Origin of the sequence: Magnetospirillum moscoviense, from assembly GCF_001650635.1 — a bacterium.
GTDB classification, from domain to species: domain Bacteria; phylum Pseudomonadota; class Alphaproteobacteria; order Rhodospirillales; family Magnetospirillaceae; genus Magnetospirillum; species Magnetospirillum moscoviense.
The window spans coordinates 67,331-84,057 of record NZ_LWQU01000207.1 but is presented as its reverse complement, the minus strand read 5'-3'; the positions used below and the strand labels follow the sequence as shown (position 1 = coordinate 84,057).

The 16,727-nt window shown below is 65.2% G+C and carries 12 protein-coding genes and 1 tRNA gene; 6 read left to right on the top strand and 7 right to left on the bottom strand.

Going from position 1 to position 16,727, the window contains the following annotated elements; translation table 11 throughout:
- Window positions 1-81: 81 nt before the first annotated feature.
- The gene (locus A6A05_RS19770) at window positions 82-2,115 is read right to left on the bottom strand and encodes an elongation factor G (RefSeq protein WP_068504907.1); all 2,034 of its coding nucleotides are present in this window, start codon (window positions 2,113-2,115) and stop codon (window positions 82-84) included.
- Between the two features lie 161 nt (window positions 2,116-2,276).
- On the opposite strand from A6A05_RS19770, the gene ettA reads away from it, so the two are divergent.
- Window positions 2,277-3,956, top strand: coding sequence for an energy-dependent translational throttle protein EttA (gene ettA, locus A6A05_RS19765; RefSeq protein WP_068504905.1), 1,680 nt, complete (start codon window positions 2,277-2,279; stop codon window positions 3,954-3,956).
- 81 nt (window positions 3,957-4,037) lie between these two features.
- Window positions 4,038-5,741: a monovalent cation:proton antiporter-2 (CPA2) family protein gene (locus tag A6A05_RS19760; protein ID WP_068504903.1), complete on the top strand. Its 1,704-nt coding sequence runs from the start codon at window positions 4,038-4,040 to the stop codon at window positions 5,739-5,741.
- A gap of 573 nt (window positions 5,742-6,314) precedes the next feature.
- Here the strand turns inward: A6A05_RS19760 and A6A05_RS21140 are convergent.
- From A6A05_RS21140 to A6A05_RS19745, 4 genes are all read right to left on the bottom strand, one after another.
- Window positions 6,315-6,506 (bottom strand): hypothetical protein, encoded by a 192-nt coding sequence (locus A6A05_RS21140; RefSeq protein ID WP_156521167.1) that lies wholly within the window; start codon window positions 6,504-6,506, stop codon window positions 6,315-6,317.
- A 513-nt stretch (window positions 6,507-7,019) separates the two neighbouring features.
- A complete protein-coding gene (locus A6A05_RS19755; RefSeq protein WP_068504901.1) occupies window positions 7,020-9,551 on the bottom strand; it encodes a sensor domain-containing protein in 2,532 nt (843 codons plus the stop codon).
- A 1-nt stretch (window position 9,552) separates the two neighbouring features.
- On the bottom strand, window positions 9,553-10,194 hold the full coding sequence (locus A6A05_RS19750) for a chemotaxis protein CheC (RefSeq protein ID WP_068504900.1): 642 nt from the start codon (window positions 10,192-10,194) through the stop codon (window positions 9,553-9,555).
- Complete coding sequence (locus tag A6A05_RS19745) at window positions 10,191-10,556, bottom strand: response regulator (RefSeq protein WP_068504897.1); 366 nt, start codon at window positions 10,554-10,556, stop codon at window positions 10,191-10,193. Before A6A05_RS19745 ends, A6A05_RS19750 begins: the two co-directional genes overlap by 4 nt.
- Window positions 10,557-10,682: 126 nt before the next feature.
- Between A6A05_RS19745 and A6A05_RS19740 the strand changes: the two genes are divergently transcribed.
- The gene (locus A6A05_RS19740; RefSeq protein WP_068504895.1) at window positions 10,683-11,087 is read left to right on the top strand and encodes a tellurite resistance TerB family protein; all 405 of its coding nucleotides are present in this window, start codon (window positions 10,683-10,685) and stop codon (window positions 11,085-11,087) included.
- 74 nt (window positions 11,088-11,161) lie between these two features.
- Window positions 11,162-11,237, top strand: a tRNA-Thr gene (locus A6A05_RS19735).
- Between the two features lie 221 nt (window positions 11,238-11,458).
- Here the strand turns inward: A6A05_RS19735 and A6A05_RS19730 are convergent.
- Both A6A05_RS19730 and A6A05_RS19725 read right to left on the bottom strand, forming a co-directional pair.
- Complete coding sequence (locus A6A05_RS19730; protein WP_068504893.1) at window positions 11,459-13,039, bottom strand: DHA2 family efflux MFS transporter permease subunit; 1,581 nt, start codon at window positions 13,037-13,039, stop codon at window positions 11,459-11,461.
- Window positions 13,036-14,055: an HlyD family secretion protein gene (locus A6A05_RS19725; RefSeq protein ID WP_068504891.1), complete on the bottom strand. Its 1,020-nt coding sequence runs from the start codon at window positions 14,053-14,055 to the stop codon at window positions 13,036-13,038. Before A6A05_RS19725 ends, A6A05_RS19730 begins: the two co-directional genes overlap by 4 nt.
- Before the next feature lie 132 nt (window positions 14,056-14,187).
- Here A6A05_RS19725 and A6A05_RS19720 point away from each other — a divergent pair, with 132 nt between their 5' ends.
- Both A6A05_RS19720 and A6A05_RS19715 read left to right on the top strand, forming a co-directional pair.
- Entirely contained in the window at window positions 14,188-15,216 is a 1,029-nt protein-coding gene (locus tag A6A05_RS19720) for a glycosyl transferase family protein (protein WP_068504889.1), read from the top strand.
- Window positions 15,217-15,304: 88 nt separating this feature from the next.
- Entirely contained in the window at window positions 15,305-16,693 is a 1,389-nt protein-coding gene (locus A6A05_RS19715; RefSeq protein WP_068504888.1) for a cobyrinic acid a,c-diamide synthase CobB, read from the top strand.
- The last annotated feature ends 34 nt before the right edge of the window (window positions 16,694-16,727 follow it).

Below are 16,727 nucleotides of genomic sequence, written 5' to 3'. Positions count from 1 at the left end.
AGGGGGGCATGATGGATGAGTCATTCCATCTTGAATCACGCTCACGCCCGCCTGTCCAGGCTATGTTAACGCCTATGCCCCTTACCCCTTCTTGGCCAGCGAGGCCTTCCGGTCCTCGACCACCTTGTCGGCGGCGCGGCCGGTCAGTTCCTGCAAGTGGTCGAACCGCCACGAGAAGGTGCCGACGCCCATGGTCAGCGAGCGCAGTTCGACGATCAGGTCGCCCATTTCCGCCTGGGGCAGATAGGCCGACACCTGATCCCAGCCGGCCCAGCCTTCCTTGCCGTCATAGCCCAGGATCTGGCCGCGCCGGCCGGAAATGATGCGCTGCGCCTTCGAGGTGCAGTCCGACGGCACCGAAATCTCGACCTGCAGGATCGGTTCCAGCAGCACCGGCTCGCATTGGGGCATGCCCTCGACCATGGCGATGCGGGCCGCCGTCTTGAAGGCCATGTCGGAACTGTCGACGGCGTGGAAGCTGCCGTCCTTCAAGGTCACCGCGATGTCCACCACCGGGAAGCCCAGCGCGCCCTGCTTCAGGAACTCGACCACGCCGTCTTCCACCGCCGGGATGTAGTTGCGCGGAATGGCGCCGCCGACGATCTTGTCCTCGAAGGCGAAGCCGGCCCCACGCGGCTGCGGCCGGATGTCGATATGGACGTCGCCGAACTGGCCATGCCCGCCCGATTGCTTCTTGTGGCGGCCATGCACGCTGGTCGCCTTCTTGATGGTCTCCTTATAGGGAACCGTCGGCTTGTGGGTCACCACCGCCATGCCGAACCGGCTTTTCAGCCGCTCGAAGGCCACCAGCAGGTGAATCTCGCCCTGACCCCACAGCACCAGCTCCGAGAACTCGGCGTTGTTTTCCAGGCGATAGGACGGGTCTTCCTCGCACAATTTCACCAGGGCACCCGACAGCTTGACGTCGTCGCCCTTCTTCTCGGCCTCGACCGCCAGCCCGGCCAGCGGCTCCAGCGGAGCCGGCCACGCCGCCCCGCCATGGGCCTCGCCGCCCAGCACGTCGCCGGTATTGACGGTATCCAGACGGCCGAACGCCGCCACTTCGCCCAAGGCCACCTTGGCCGCCTTGGCCGGGCCGCCGACGGCGGGCAGGTACAGGCCGGAAACGCGGGAACCATCGACCTGTTGGCCGTCGGCGAACTCGCCCCTGAGGATGCGGGCATAGGACAGCTTGCCGGTATGGGCGGCATGGACGGTCTTGAACACCCGGGCGATGGAAGGGCCGCCATTGGCGAAGCCGACCCGGGCGGCGGTGGCGGTGGGGGCCGGCACCTCGTGGCGCAGCGCCTTCCACAGCCGGGTGATGCCGCCGTCGGTCTCGGCCGAGCCGAAGAACACCGGCACGATCAGATCGTCGGCCAGGTCCTTGGCGAGGTCGTCATAGACCTCGTCCTTGGGCGGCTGGACGTCTTCCAGCAACTCTTCCATCAGATGGTCGTCGAAATCGGCCAGATGCTCCAGCATTTCCTGGCGGGCCAATTGCTCCTCGTCCTTGATGGCATCGGGGATCTTGATCAGGTCCGAGGCCTGGCCGGGCTGGTACTTATAGGCCCGCTCGCTGACCAGATCGATGAAGCCGGTGACCTTGTCGCCCTCGCGGATCGGCACCTCGCGCAGCACCAGCGGGCGTTCCGACACGCCCTGCAGCGCTTCCAGCGTTTCCTTCAGGCGGGTGCCGGCGCTATCGACCTTGTTGATGAACAGCATGTGCGGGATGCGCCGCTCGTCCAGGAACTTCAACAGCGGCGCCACCATCACCGCGCGGGCGGGATCGGGCTCGCACACCACCAATGCGGCATCGACGATGGCCAGGGCGTTGAAGGTGTCTTGCTGGAACTCGACCGAGCCGGGGCAATCGATCAGGGTCCATTTCTCGCCCAGATAGTCGGTGGCGACGATGGTCGGGTCCACGCTCATCAGGCGGGCGCGGGCTTCGGCGCTGGCATCGCCGACGGTGTTGCCGTCCTTGATGCGGCCCTGGCGGGCGATGGCGCCGGCGCGCAGCAGCAAGGCCTCGAGCAGGCTGGTCTTGCCGGCGGCGAACGGGCCGACCAGAGCGGCGCAACGGGGAAGCGAAGGTGTCTTGCCGGTCATCGAGGCCCTCCCAAGCATCTTTACCGAATAAGGCACCATGCTTTCAGGTGTCGGCGCGGCTGGCAAGGGGGGAAACGGGCAGGGCTGGGGTGCAATCTCTTGACGATTGACGCCCCGCTGTCTAAACCCGCCCCAAAGCTTTTTCTCGCCCGGAGGATTCCATGGCCAGCTACCAATACATCTATGTGATGAAGAACCTGACCAAGGCCTATCCCGGCGGCAAGGACATCATGAAGGGTCTGACCCTGTCGTTCCTGCCAGGCGCCAAGATCGGCGTGCTGGGCGCCAACGGCGCAGGTAAGTCGACCTTGCTGAAGATCATGGCCGGCATCGACAAGGAATATGGCGGCGAGGCCTGGGCGGCCGAAGGGGTCAAGATCGGCTATCTGGCGCAAGAGCCGCAGCTGGACCCGGCCAAGGACGTGCTGGGCAACGTCATGGAAGCGGTGGCCGAGACCAAGGCCCTGCTGGATCGCTTCGACGAGGTCTCGGCCAAGTTCGCCGAGGAACTGTCCGACGACGAAATGAACGACCTAATCGCCGAACAGGGCGAGCTGCAGGAAAAGATCGACCATCTCGACGCCTGGGACCTGACCCGCAAGATCGAGATCGCCATGGACGCCCTGCGCTGCCCGCCGGGCGATTCGTCCGTCGCCACGCTGTCGGGCGGCGAAAAGCGCCGCATCGCCCTGTGCCGGCTGCTGCTGTCCCACCCCGACATGCTGCTGCTGGACGAACCGACCAACCACCTGGACGCCGAATCGGTGGCCTGGCTGGAACGCTATCTGGAATCCTATTCCGGGACCGTGGTGATGATCACCCACGACCGCTACTTCCTGGACAACGTCACCGGCTGGATCCTGGAACTGGAGCGCGGCCACGGCATCCCCTACGAGGGCAATTACACCAGCTGGCTGGAGCAGAAGCAAAAGCGCCTGGCCCAGGAAGAACGCGAGGAAACCGCCCGCCAGCGCGCCATCCGCGACGAACTGGAATGGGTGCGCGCCTCGCCCAAGGCCCGCCAGACCAAGAGCAAGGCCCGCATCAACGCCTTCGAGGATCTGGTCGCCAAGAGCCAGGAAAAGGCCACCGGCCCGGCCGTCATCACCGTGCCGCCGGGTCCGCGCCTGGGCGGCAAGGTCATCGAGGCCGACAACGTCTCGAAGGCCTTCGGCGACAATCTGTTGTACGAGAACCTGTCGTTCAAGCTGCCGCCGGGCGGCATCGTCGGCATCATCGGCCCCAACGGCGCCGGCAAGACCACCCTGTTCCGCATGATCACCGGCGCCGAGCAGCCGACCAGCGGCACCTTCACCGTCGGCGAGACGGTGGTGCTGGGCTATGTCGACCAAAGCCGCGACAGCCTGGACCCCGACAAGACGGTGTTCGAGGAAATTTCCGACGGCCAGGAAGAGATCGACCTGGGCAAGCGCAAGATCAATTCGCGCGCCTATGCCGGCCTGTTCAACTTCAAGGGCGCCGACCAGCAAAAGAAGGTCGGCGTGCTGTCCGGTGGCGAACGCAACCGCGTCCATCTGGCCAAGATGCTGTCACGGCCGGCCAACGTCATCCTGCTGGACGAACCGACCAACGACCTGGACGTCGAGACCCTGTCGGCGCTGGAAGACGCCCTGGCCGAGTTCCCCGGCTGCGCCGTGGTCATCAGCCACGATCGCTTCTTCCTGGACCGCATCGCCACCCACATCCTGGCCTTCGAGGGCGATTCCCAGGTGGTGTGGTTCGAGGGCAATTACCAAGATTACGAGGCTGACCGTCACCGCCGCCTGGGCAACGACGCCGACCAGCCGCACCGCATCAAGTACAAGCCGCTGGTCCGCTAGCGTCCATAAGGGGCATTCCCCACTTACCGAGAAGGCGCTTCCCCGTTAAGACCAACGGGAAGCCCTTCTTCGGAGCCTGACGTGCATCACGGGATCATCGAGGATATCCTGGTTTTCCTGGCCGTCGCGGTGGTGATCTCGCCGCTGTGCCAGCGTCTGCGCGTCAGCCCGGTGCTGGGCTATCTGGTGGCGGGCTCGGTGGTCGGCCCGGTCGGGCTGGGTCTGATCGCCGACAATGACGGCACCCGCGGCCTGGCCGAGCTGGGCATCGTCTTCCTGCTGTTCATGATCGGCCTGGAATTGTCGTGGGAACGCCTGAAGGTGATCCGCCACTACATTTTCGGGCTGGGCAGCGCCCAGGTGATGCTGACCGGCCTGGCCGCCACGCTGGCCCTGACCCTGGTCGGCACCGATTTCCGCCCGGCCCTGGTGATCGGCTTCGCCCTGGCCTTTTCCTCGACCGCCTTCGTCCTGCAGATCCTGTCGGATCAGGGCAGCATGAACAGCCAGGGCGGCCGCGTCGCCGTGGCGGTGCTGATCTTGCAGGACCTGGCGGTGGTGCCGCTGTTGGTGCTGATCCCGCTTTTGGCCACCAGCCACGATTTCCTGTCGGGCGCGGCCGCCTTGGGCCTGTCGGTGGGCAAGGCCGCCATCGCCATGACGCTGATCTTCGCCGCCGCCCGCCTGGCGCTGCGTCCGCTGTTCCAGGCGGTCGCCAGCACCCATTCGCCGGAAGTGTTCGTCGCCGCCGCCCTGCTGGCGGTGATCGGCACCAGCTTCGCCACCGAGGCCGCCGGCCTGTCCCATTCCCTGGGCGCCTTCCTGGCCGGCGTGCTGCTGGCCAGTACCGAGTTCCGCCATCAGGTCGAAGCCGACCTGCAACCCATTCGCGGCCTGCTGATGGGCCTGTTCTTCCTGACGGTCGGCATGGTGGTCGATCCGCATCAGGTGCTGGCCCGCCTGCCTGAAATGGCGACCATGGTCGGCGCCCTGCTGGCCGGCAAGGCGCTGATCCTGACCGGGCTGGCCTTGGCCTTCCGCTTTCCGCTGGCCACCGCCTTGAACCTTGGCCTGCTGCTGGCCCAGGGCGGCGAGTTCGCCTTCGTGGTGCTGGCCAAGGCCGGCCAGGTCGGCCTGACCAACGCCGCCACCGTCGAGATCATTACGGCGGTGGTCGCCATCAGCATGGCGCTGACCCCGATCCTGGCGGCGATCGGCGATTGGGTGATCCGGCGCCACCGCCGCCAGCAAGGGGCCGCGCACGTCCCCGACGAGGATGCCAAGGACCTCAAGGACCATGTGGTCCTGGTGGGCTGCGGCCGGTCGGGCCAGATCGTCGCCACCATCCTGGCCGAGAAATCGATCCCCTTCGTCGCCCTGGACCGCGACCCGCACATGGTCGAATTACTGCGCGCCAAGGGCCAGCCGGTTTATTTCGGCGACGTCCGCAAGGTCGATGTGCTGAAGGCGGTCGGCGCCGCCCGCGCCCGCCTGGTGGTGATGACCATCAATTCCGGCTCGGGGCGCGAGAAGCTGGTGCCACGCCTCAAGCGCGCCTTCCCCGATCTGCGTCTGCTGGTGCGCGCCCGCGACCGCCGCCAGGCCCGGGTGCTGGAAGCGCTGGGCGCCCATGTGGTGGTGCCGGAAATCCTGGAAGGCAGCCTGCACCTCGCCGGCCACGCCCTGACCACCGTCGGCGTACCGCCCGCCGACGTCCACGATTTGATCGAGAGCTATCGCAAGAACGACTACGCCCGCCTGGCCCTGACCCACGAGGTGGAATAGTCACTCAAACCATCAAAGCCGGGGCAAAAAACATAGACATAAAATCAAAGCGAACGGCAAATACGATTAATTTAGTGCACTGTCACCGCAATCGGGGGCTTGGATGAAACCCTGGCGTTCTGTGCCGTTGCCGGCTCAAAGCTGTTGACTGCGGGCCCGAAGAAGGTATGGGTTTGCGAAGGGGGTATTGAGTGCACTGTCACCGGAACCCCGGCTCAAAGCTGTTGACTGCGGGCCCGAAGAAGGTATGGGTTTGCGAAGGGGGTATTGAGTGCACTGTCACCGGAACCCCGGCTCAAAGCTGTTGACTGCGGGCCCGAAGAAGGTATGGGTTTGCGAAGGGGGTATTGAGTGCACTGTCACCGGAACAAACGACAGGCAAAGTGCGCCAGCCACGTTGCAAAATGGGCTGGAATCGCGCCGCTGGGGCCGGTCAAGGCAGTAGAGATGGCGATTATGATGCGATGGAAGCAACCGTTGCGCCATTCTGCCTTCTGGTTCGGCTGGATTTTGGTTATTCTGCCGTCAGCAGGGGGCGAACGTGTGCCTCAAATGGGAAATGTCGGCTTAATTCTATCGTACCCTTTTTGCAAAAAGAATAAGGGCCAATTCCTCACATTCTTTGTTATCAGTGCAGTCATCTGGGCCACACATGAGCGCTGATATTGCAGCCTCTTCTTCATTTATACCATCAAACGCCCCTCGTGATATCGCTTTGTGGAGAAGTACATTATTTTGGCATGGTTTTTTATCACCTTCAGTCATTCCATCCTCCTAACAGACATGGCCGCCCCAGGGCCGACATCTTAAGATAGAATATTGTGCTTTAGACATGCTGTTAAAATGTTTTTTTGCGGCATCTACATGACCCTGAGTCGCGTTCTGAGGCCGATTCCAGGCGGATTCGGTTGGAGGGTCGGTTTTAGCCGGGTCTCCTGAATACGTGGCGGCGGCGGCGCTGTATGAATGCGGCCATTTTGTTCGTCCAATACCCCGCGCGCTTGCCATATGGCATGCGGCGGGGATCTGCCGTGCCGTCGGGTTGCGGGTTCCGGTGACAGAAGTGCACTTCATCGACTCTGCCCGCTCTTCCCGCGGGTTCCGGTGACAGTGCTCTTAATCGACTCTGCCCGCTCTTTCCGGGCAAGTCCGCAAGCCTCATGGTGGGAAAATATGAAAGTACCGCGCGGAAGGCTTGCTTGAGCGCGAACTTGCCTCACGAAGACCAGGTGAAAGGCCCCCCAGGCGAAACCGTGGGACTCCTCACGAGTGACTGCGTCACCCCTGGTGGATCGGCCACGGGCTGTGCTTGTGGACGAATTCGGCGAACTGGTCGGCCGGCAGCGCCTTCGAGAACAAGAAGCCCTGCGCCTCGTCGACCTTGTGAGCGATCAGGAAATCCAGCTGCTCGCGGGTCTCGACGCCCTCGACATTGACGCGGGTGCCCAAGCTGTGACCCAGGTTGACGATGGCCTGCACCACCGCCGCATTGTCGGGGTGCAGCCCGATATCGACCACGAACGAGCGGTCGATCTTCAGCTTGTCCACCGGGAAGCGCTTCAGGTAGTTCAGCGACGAATAGCCGGTGCCGAAATCGTCGATCGAGATCAGCGCCCCCATCTCGCGCAATTGACGCAGCACCTCGAGGGTGGCGTCGATATTGTGCATGGCGATGCCTTCGGTGATTTCCAGCTGCAACTGGTCGGCCGGCAGCCCGGTCTGGGCCAGGATGTCGGCCACCATCGCCACCAATCCCTGGTGATGCTTGAACTGGGCCGGCGACAAATTGACGGCGATCTTCATCGGCGGCAGCCCTTCGCGCGCCCAGTCGCGGCCCTGCAGGCAGGCCTGGTGCAAGATCCAGCGGCCCAAGGGCGCGATCAGGTCGGTGCGTTCGGCGATGGGGATGAACTCGGCCGGGCTGACCCAGCCCCGGGTCGGATGCTTCCAGCGGATCAGCGCCTCGCAGCCGACCACCTGGCCGGTCGCCACCTCGACCAGGGGCTGGTAATGCAGTTCCAGTTGCTCGGTCCCCAGCGCCAGGCGCAGGTCGCGCTCGACCACCTTGCGGGCCTGCACCTCGGCGTCCATTTCCGAGATGTAGAAATGGTAGTTGTTGCGCCCTTCCGCCTTCGACCGAAACATCGCCAGATCGGCGTTCTTCAACAAGGTGTCGGAATCGGTGGCGTCGTCGGGGTAAAGGGTGATGCCGATCGAGGTCGAGGTCAGAACCTCGTGCTCGTCCAGGCCGAACGGGTCGCTGATGGCGGAAATGATGCTTTCGGCGACGTTGGACGCCCCTTCCGGATCGACCAGATTGGTCAGCACCACGGCGAATTCGTCGCCGCCCAGCCGGGCCACGGTGTCGGTCTCGCGCACGCAGCGCTGCAGCCGCTTGGCCACCGCCTTCAGCAACATGTCGCCGACATGGTGGCCCAGCGTGTCGTTGATGTCCTTGAACTTGTCGAGGTCCAGGAACATCAGCGCCACCCGGAAATCATTGCGCTTGGCCTGACCCAGGGCGCTGCGCAGCCGTTCCTGGAACAGCACGCGGTTGGGCAGGCTGGTCAGGCTGTCGTGATGGGCCAGGTGCTCGATGCGGGCGGCGGCCAGCTTGCGCTCGGTGACGTCGCGCCCGACCAGGACCATGCCGCGCCGGCTGCCGTCGCCATGAAACAGCGGGATCTTGACCACGTCGAAAATCTTGGGCGTCCCGCCCGGGCTTTTGATTTCCTTTTCATAGCCGATGGGGGCGCGTTCCTTCCACGCCCGCTCGTCCGAGGTCAAGGTGCCCAGCAGAAAATCGCTGTCGCCCTTGCACACCCGCGCCAGCTCGATGGCGGAACGGCCCTGATAATCGATCCCGGTCAGCCCGGCGACATCCAGATAGAACTGGTTGGCCACCAGCCAACGGCCCTTGCCGTCCTTGAAGCAGACCAGATCGGGCATGGCGTTGATCAGGGTCGACAGCCATTCCTTCTGGGTGCGCAGGTCTTCCTCGGCCTGCTTTCTTTCGGTGATGTCGTGGGCGATGGCGACGTACAATTGCTGGCCGCCCAGTTCCATCTCGCTGACCGACAATTCCAGCGGGAAGGTGGCGCCGATCTTGCGCAGGCCCGACCGCTCGCGGTGTTCGCCCGACAAGGCGGTGGGGTCGATCCCGTCATGATCGGTGACCAGCTCCGGAATCAGCACCGAGATCGGCTTGCCGACGATTTCATAGGGGTCATAGCCGAAAATCCGCTCGGCCGCCGGGTTGTACGTGCCGATGGCGCCGTCGGCCCCGAAGGTGATGATGGCATCGGCGGTATTGTCGACGATGGCGCGGTTGTGCAACTCGGACAGACGGTAATTCTCGGCCAGCGCCTCGGTGGTGCGGGCCTGCTGGCGCAGCAATGCCTCGCGATGCGCCATGCTGGTGACGTCGAAGACCTGGACCAGGCAGACCTGCTGACCACCATCGTCATTGACCGGCTTGACCACCACGATCTGATGCATCGGTTCCGGCTTGCCGGGGATCCGTCCGTCGTGCCACAGCGGAAACAGCGTCCGGTTCAAGGACGAGGTCAGCACCGCCGACAACCCCTTGCCGACCGCGTCGTCAATGGCCGCGACCACCCGCTTGCCGTCGAGCTGGGGGAAGATTTCGTCCAGCCGGCGTCCCTTGGCGTCGCTTTCGGTGATGCGGGACGCCTTGGCCATCCAGTCGTTCCACAACATCACCCGCCCGTGACCGTCGGTCAGGACAAGACCGATTTCCGCGGCATCGGACAGGGCATGCAGTAAACGAGGCTGGACCGGTTCCTTCATTCTAGATCCGGCCGTCCAGATAGGCGCGGACGGCATCGACGAACCGTTCGGCCGAGGCGATATCCATGATGAAGGCGAGGTAGCCGTCGATATCCTTGTTCAGCAGGGCGAAGTCGACGTGCAGGAACATCGCCAGCCCCTGGCTGTCCGGCGTCGCGTCACGGCCACCGGCGACACTGCCGCCGGCCAGGATGCGCGCGCCCGGCCCGCGCAGATAGGTCGGCAGCGAGCTTTCCACCCGCATGTTCAACTGGTTCGCCAGGCTGCCCAGGCAGCCGTTGAGGATGATGTTGCCGACCTCTTGCAGGGCTTCTTGCTCCAGCTCGGTCAACTGGCTGAGCGGCACCTCGTCGCCCAGCATGTGGCGAACCAGATCCAGGCTGCGCCGTTCCGGGAACAGCAGCAAGATGTCGCCGGCGAACGGGCCGTTGAAATGCTGGCGCACCGCCACGGCGTCGCCGCCCTTGGTTTCGATGTCCAGCCGTCGGGCGGCCTGGTCCGGGGTCAGGAAATCGACGAACGGCACCGACAGGCGCACCTCGTCCTCGACCAATTGCGACAGGCCGGCGGCGGCCTGTCCGATGGCGATGTTCAGCAGTTCCGTGATGGCATCGCGTTCGAGGTCACCGATGAGGAAGGTCATGGCGCCTCTTCGACCAGGAAAGCCAGCAGGGCTTCGACACGCAACGGCTTGTTGATGAAGCCGATGCCGATCTCTTCGGCATGGTGGCGGATCGGGTCCTGGATGTTGGCGGTCAACAAGGTGATCACCGCCGCCCGTTCAATGGCGCGAATGCGCCGGCTGGCCTCCAGCCCGTCGATGCCGGGCATGTTGACGTCCATCAATGTGAAGTCCGGCAGCACTTCCTGGAAGCGCTCGACCGCCTGCTCGCCGGTCTCGGCCTCGACGATGATCCAGCCCGGTCGGTTCTGCTCGATCAGGTGACGGGTCATCATGCGGGCGACGCGACTGTCGTCCACTACTAATACGGTTTTAGCGGCCATCCCTGCCTTCTCCTGTCACCCGTACGGGCAAACGCGACCCCGCTGGAATTCTATGCTTGACGGAACGTGAGGCCGCAAGCCTAAAGTCCTTGGAAATCTGTTGTTTGCCGTTTTCAAGGATAAGTCATGCTCAGCCATCACGCAGGTCTGGTTTACGTCATGGTGATGGTTTCCGCGTGTGACGGTGACATGACCGACGCCGAACTGGAAACCATTGGTGAAATCGTCCGCTTTCTGCCGATCTTTCGCGAGTACGATCCGGCGCTGCTGATCAAGACCACGGCGGCCTGCGCCGAGTTGCTGGATTCGGAAGCCGGGATGGCCGGGGCGCTGGACGTCATCAAGGCGTCGCTGCCGGCCTGGCTGCGCGAAACCGCCTATGCGCTGGCCTGCGACGTGGCCGCCTCGGACGGCGAAGCCCATCCCGAGGTGATGCGCTTGCTGGAACTGATCCGCCACAAGCTGGAGGTCGACCGCCTGGTTGCCGCGGCCATCGAGCGAGGCGCCCGGGCCCGGTTCGTCCGTCCCTGACCCCTTGCTTTTGTCTTTGGCTGCGGATAACTTCCGGGCCTTCGCGGTGCCTGAACTTGGGCGCCGCCCTTGATGCCGGCGTAGCTCAGTTGGTAGAGCAGGGCTTTCGTAAAGCCAAGGTCGGGGGTTCGAGTCCCTCCGCCGGCACCATCTATCCCATAGGAATTAACCCGTTTTTCTGAACTGAGGCGCACCTAAGCGCACTCGGGAGAGCCGGCTTGTGACATTCGCGAATGCAATAGGAATGCCAAGAACGCCGCCGCGACTGTCGCTCCCCGTCCGATTGGGAGGCGGCGCCGCTGAAAGCGTTCAGGTACCATCCATCGCCCGCTTTCTGTTGATCGCCTCATCAGAGGGTTGATTGGCCAAATTCAGTGCCCGCCGCCACCCGCCGACGGGTGGCCGACCTTGTGGACCAGCGGCATCAGCAGCAACCCGGCAACGAATACCAGGCTCATGCCCAGCAAGACGTCGCCGAAGGCCATGGTCATGGCCTGCTGCTTGGTCAGGTTGACCAGCACCTTCAGGGCCGCCTGATCGGGATCACCGGGAACCATCGCCGCCATGCGGGCGGAAATCTCGCCCAGGCGGGTCACCGCTTCCAGATTGTCCCAGGTCACCTTTTCCGCCAGCCGGGCATAGTGGAAATCGACGCGATCGCCCAAGGTGGTGGTGATGGCGGCCAGGCCGATGGCGCCGCCCAGATTGCGCATCAGATTGTAAAGCCCGGACGCGTTCTGCACCGCCGCCGGGGCCAGATGGCCCAAGGCCACCGCGTTGATCGGCACGAAGCAGAACATCAAGGACAGGCCGCGGACGGCCTGGGGCAGGAACATTTCCCAATAGCCCCATTCGCTGGTCAGCACATGGTTCAGCCACAGGCCGGCCCCGAACAGGCCCAGGCCCAACCCCAGCATGGCGCGCAGGTCGATGTGGCGGGCCAGATTGCCGGCCAACGGCGCCGACAGGAACTGAAAGGCGCCGGTGACCATCATGGTCAGGCCGATTTCCAGGGCGGAATAGCCGCGCACCCGGCCCAGGAACAGCGGGATCACATAGACCGAGCCGTAAAGGCCGATGCCGATGATGAAGCTGTACAGGCATCCCACGGCGAAATTGCGGTCGGCGAAGGCCTTCAACTCGACCACCGGCTGGGCGCAGGTCAGCTCGCGCCACAGGAAGGCCAGGCCGGCGACGGCGCACAAAGCCGACATCACCACGATCTTCGGCTCGTCGAACCAATCGTCGCCGGGGCCTTCCTCCAGGATGTATTGCAGCGAGCCCAGGAACAGGGCGACCAGCACGATGCCGGCCATGTCGAAGCCCTTCAGCATCGACAGGCGCGGCCGATCGACATCGACGAAGGTCCAGACCAGGGTCGCCACAGCCAGGCCGGGGACGATGTTGATCAGGAACAGCCAGTGCCAACTGAACGCCTCGGTCAGCCAGCCGCCCAGGGTCGGCCCCAGCGTCGGCGCCATGGTCGCCACCAGCCCGATCAGCACCGAGATGCCGGCCTGGCTGCGGGGCGGGAACATCAGGTACGAGGTGGCGAACACCGTGGGGATCATCGCCCCGCCCAGGAAACCCTGGATGGCGCGAAAGACGATCATCGATTCGATGCTCCAGGCCATGGCGCAGGCCACCGAGGCGAGTGTGAAGGTGACGCACGAGGCCAGGAACAGCCAGCGGGTCGAGAACACCTTGGCCGCCCAGCCCGACAGCGGGATCATCACCACCTCGGCGATCAGATAGGCGGTCTGGACCCAGCTGATCTCGTCCGCCGAGGCCGACAGGCCGGCCTGGATCTGGGCGATCGAGCTGGCGACGATCTGGATGTCCAGGATCGCCATGAACATGCCCAGCACCATGGCCATGAAGCCGATCCAGTCGCGGACCGACACCACCCGGTCCTCGGGGCGGACCGAAAGGCGCGGATCGGCCGGGCTCATGGCCCGGTCCGCACCGTCGCCACCACCGACAGACCCGGCGCCAGGCGCCCGATCAGCGGATGGTCGGCCGCCAGTTCGATGCGCACCGGCACCCGTTGCACCACCTTGGTGAAGTTGCCGGTGGCGTTTTCCGGCGGCAGCAGGCTGAACTTGGCGCCCGAGGCCGGCGAGAAGCTGGCGACCCGGCCGATCAATTCCACATCGGGAAAGGCATCGACCTTCAGGTGCGCGACTTGGCCGGGACGGATGCGGGTCAGCTGGGTTTCCTTGAAATTGGCCTCGACCCACAGGCCGACGACCGGCACCACCGTCAGCAGATGCTGGCCGGGCCGCACATAGGACCCGACCCGGGCCGCCCGGTTGCCGACGATGCCGTCGATGGGGGCGCGGATGATGGTGGCGTCAACGTCGCTTTCGGCCAGGGCCAATTGCGCCTTGGCCTGATCCAACTGGGCGATGGCGATGGCGCGGTCGCTTTCCAGCACCGCCACCTGCCGCTTGGCGGCGTTGGCCCCGGCCGCCGAGCCCTTCAGCCCGGCCTCGGCCTTGGCGGCGTCGGCGGTTTCCTTGTCGAAGCGCTGGCGGCTGACATAATCGTCGCGCACCAGGGCGCGGGTGCGTTCCAGATCGGCGCGGCTGCGCACCAGATCGGCCTGGGCCGCCGAGATGCCGGCCCCGGCCTGGGTCAGCAGCGCCAGTTGCACCGCGACCTTGTCGTCCAATTGCTCGAGTTGCGCCGCCCGCGCCGCCACCAGGGCCGCCGCCTCGTCGCGCCTGGCCCGCTGGTCGCGGTCGTCGAGCCTCAGCAGCATCTCGCCCGCCTTGACCGCCTGATTGTCGGCGGCCAGCACCGCCGCGACATGGCCGGCCACCTTGGCCGACAGGTGGGTGATGTCGCCTTCGACATAGGCATCGTCGGTCGTCTGCTCGAAACGCAGATCGGTCCACCACCGCCAGCCGAAGAAGGCGCTGACAAGGACCAGGACGGCCAACAGGGGGAACAGGCGCTTTTTCATGGCAGACTCTGAACTGAACGGTTCAGTTTTATAGACCGTGCGCGGCGGCACGGTCAAGGCTTGCGCCGCCCCCGGCATATCAGGATAAACTGAACCTTATCCGCCGCCCCACTGGATCAAGGAAGACAGGCTTTGGCTCACCCCCGTGCACATGGCGCCACGCCGCAGGAACATCCCTTCGCGCAATATGTCCGCATTCTCGGCAAGGGCCCCAACCTGTCGCGGCCGCTGACCATGGACGAGGCCCGCGCCGCCATGACCATGATCATGAAGGGCGAGGTCGAACAGGCGCAGCTGGGCGCCTTCCTGTGCCTGCTGCGGGTCAAGACCGAACTGCCCGAGGAAGCGGCCGGCCTGGCCTTGGCCATCAAGGACTCCATCCAACTGCCGGCCGACGCCCCCAAGGTGGACGTGGACTGGGCGTCCTATGCCGGCAAGTCGCGGCAATTGCCGCATTACCTGCTGGCGGCGCTGACCCTGGCCCAGCACGGCATTTCGGTGTTCATGCACGGGGCCGAGAACCACACCGCCGGCCGGGTCTATTCGTCCGAGGCCCTGGCCTCGCTGGGGGTGCCGGCCGCCACCAGCGCCGAGCAGGCCTGCGCCCAGCTGCGCGCCCACAATTTCGCCTACATGACCCTGGAGAACTTGTCGCCCCGCCTGCATCAGGTGATGGGGCTGCGCCAGTTGCTGGGGCTGCGCTCGCCGATCCACACGGTGGCACGCATGGTCAACCCGTTTGGCGCCGCCTTCACCATCAACGGCGTCACCCACCCGCCCTATATGCCGGTGCACCAGGAAGGCTCGCGCCTGATGGGCGAGCGTTTCGCGGCGGTGTTCAAGGGCGATGGCGGCGAGGTCGAGCGCCGGCCCGAGAAGGATTGCACGGTGGCCTTCCTGGCCGACGGCCAGCCCGGCACCGAGGAATGGCCGGCCCTGATCGCCGGCACCCGCGACAAGGAGGACGGGCTGGAGCTGCCGCGCCTGAAGGCGCTGTGGACCGGCGAGGACAAGGACGAGGTGGCGGCGGCCGCCATCGCCGGCACCATCGCCATCGTGCTGCGCTATTCCGGCCGTGCCGCCTCGGTGGCCGAGGCCGAAGGGGCGGCCCAGGCGATGTGGCGCGACCGCATCAAGACCCGCATCCCGGGGGCGGTGTGAACTTGGTTTGCCCTCGCCGGGCGGGCGCATCCGCGCCCTTGGCCGCCGCCTCAATGGCGGCCGCATGCCCGTGGGAAGGCCCACGGGCATGAACACTCGCCACGCCCCGCGCCTGCTGATCTCGGCGGCGCATAAATCCTCGGGCAAGACCACCGTCACCGTCGGGCTGGCCGCCGCCTTGGCCGCCCGGGGGCTGGCGGTCCAGCCGTTCAAGAAGGGACCGGACTATATCGACCCCTTGTGGCTGTCGGCCGCCTGCGGTCGCACCTGCCGCAATCTGGACTTCCACACCCAGCCGCCCAAGCTGATCCGCGAAAGCTTCGAGCGTTACAGCCGCGGCGCCGACATCAGCCTGATCGAGGGCAATAAGGGCCTGTTCGACGGCATGGATCTGGAAGGGTCCAATTCCAGCGCCAGCCTGGCCGCCTGGCTGGAGGCGCCGGTGGTGCTGGTGGTCGATACCACCGGCATGACCCGGGGCATCGCGCCCCTGTTGAAGGGCTATCAGGCCTTCGACGATTCCATCCGCATCGCAGGCGTGATCCTCAACAAGGTCGGCGGCCCCCGGCACGAGAGGAAGCTGCGCGACGTGGTCGCCCATTACACCGGCATTCCGGTGGTCGGCGCCGTCCATCGTTCGCCCGAGATGGAGATCATGGAACGCCATCTGGGCCTGGTCCCGGCCAACGAGGCGGCCGAGGCCGCCGCCGCCATCGCCAGTTTGCAGGCCTGCGTCGCCGCCCAGGTCGATCTGGACGCCATCATCGCCCTGGCCGCCACCGCGCCCGAGACGGAAGTGTTCCCCTCGCCCGCCGCGTGGCCGGCGCCGGATTTGCGGATCGGCGTGCTGAAGGATCCCGCCTTCGGCTTCTATTATCCCGACGATTTCGATGCCCTGAAGGCGGCCGGCGCCGAACTGGTGTTCCTGAACGCGCTGTCCGATTCCACCCTGCCCGACGATCTGGACGGTTTGTTCATCGGCGGCGGCTTCCCCGAGACCTCGGCCGAACGGCTCGAGGCCAACCGATCCTTCCGCGCCGACCTGCTGAACAAGGCCCAGGCCGGCCTGCCGATCTATGCCGAGTGCGGCGGCCTGATGTATCTGTCGCGCGCCATCGTCTGGCACGGCACGCGGCGCGAAATGGTCGGACTGGTGCCGGGCGACGCCGTGATGCATGCACGGCCGCAAGGGCGCGGCTATGTCCGCCTGCGCGAGACCGCCGATTTCCCCTGGCCGCGCCTGGAGCAAGGCCCCGCCGTGGTCCCGGCCCACGAATTCCACCATTCCCGCATCGAGAATCTGGATGCCGAGGCCCGCTTCGCCTATGAGGTGGTGCGCGGCGCCGGCATCGGCCAGAACCGCGACGGGCTGATCGTCAGGAACGCCCTGGCCACCTATGCCCACCTGCGCAGCGTCGGCGCCAGCCCATGGGCGCCCCGCTTCGCCGCCTTCTGCCGTTCCTTGCGCAAAGTTTAAAATGATTATAAAACTACCGCGCTTGACCGGGGTG

Excerpts from the sequence above, each read along its gene's own strand:
- A6A05_RS19745 (WP_068504897.1), bottom strand. The coding sequence starts at position 10,556 with ATGGCCGCTAAAACCGTATTAGTAGTGGACGACAGTCGCGTCGCCCGC.
- A6A05_RS19715 (WP_068504888.1), top strand. The coding sequence starts at position 15,305 with ATGAACACTCGCCACGCCCCGCGCCTGCTGATCTCGGCGGCGCATAAA.
- ettA (WP_068504905.1), top strand. The coding sequence starts at position 2,277 with ATGGCCAGCTACCAATACATCTATGTGATGAAGAACCTGACCAAGGCC.
- A6A05_RS19755 (WP_068504901.1), bottom strand. The coding sequence starts at position 9,551 with ATGAAGGAACCGGTCCAGCCTCGTTTACTGCATGCCCTGTCCGATGCC.
- A6A05_RS19725 (WP_068504891.1), bottom strand. The coding sequence starts at position 14,055 with ATGAAAAAGCGCCTGTTCCCCCTGTTGGCCGTCCTGGTCCTTGTCAGC.
- A6A05_RS19770 (WP_068504907.1), bottom strand. The coding sequence starts at position 2,115 with ATGACCGGCAAGACACCTTCGCTTCCCCGTTGCGCCGCTCTGGTCGGC.
- A6A05_RS19750 (WP_068504900.1), bottom strand. The coding sequence starts at position 10,194 with ATGACCTTCCTCATCGGTGACCTCGAACGCGATGCCATCACGGAACTG.
- A6A05_RS21140 (WP_156521167.1), bottom strand. The coding sequence starts at position 6,506 with ATGACTGAAGGTGATAAAAAACCATGCCAAAATAATGTACTTCTCCAC.
- A6A05_RS19730 (WP_068504893.1), bottom strand. The coding sequence starts at position 13,039 with ATGAGCCCGGCCGATCCGCGCCTTTCGGTCCGCCCCGAGGACCGGGTG.
- A6A05_RS19740 (WP_068504895.1), top strand. The coding sequence starts at position 10,683 with ATGCTCAGCCATCACGCAGGTCTGGTTTACGTCATGGTGATGGTTTCC.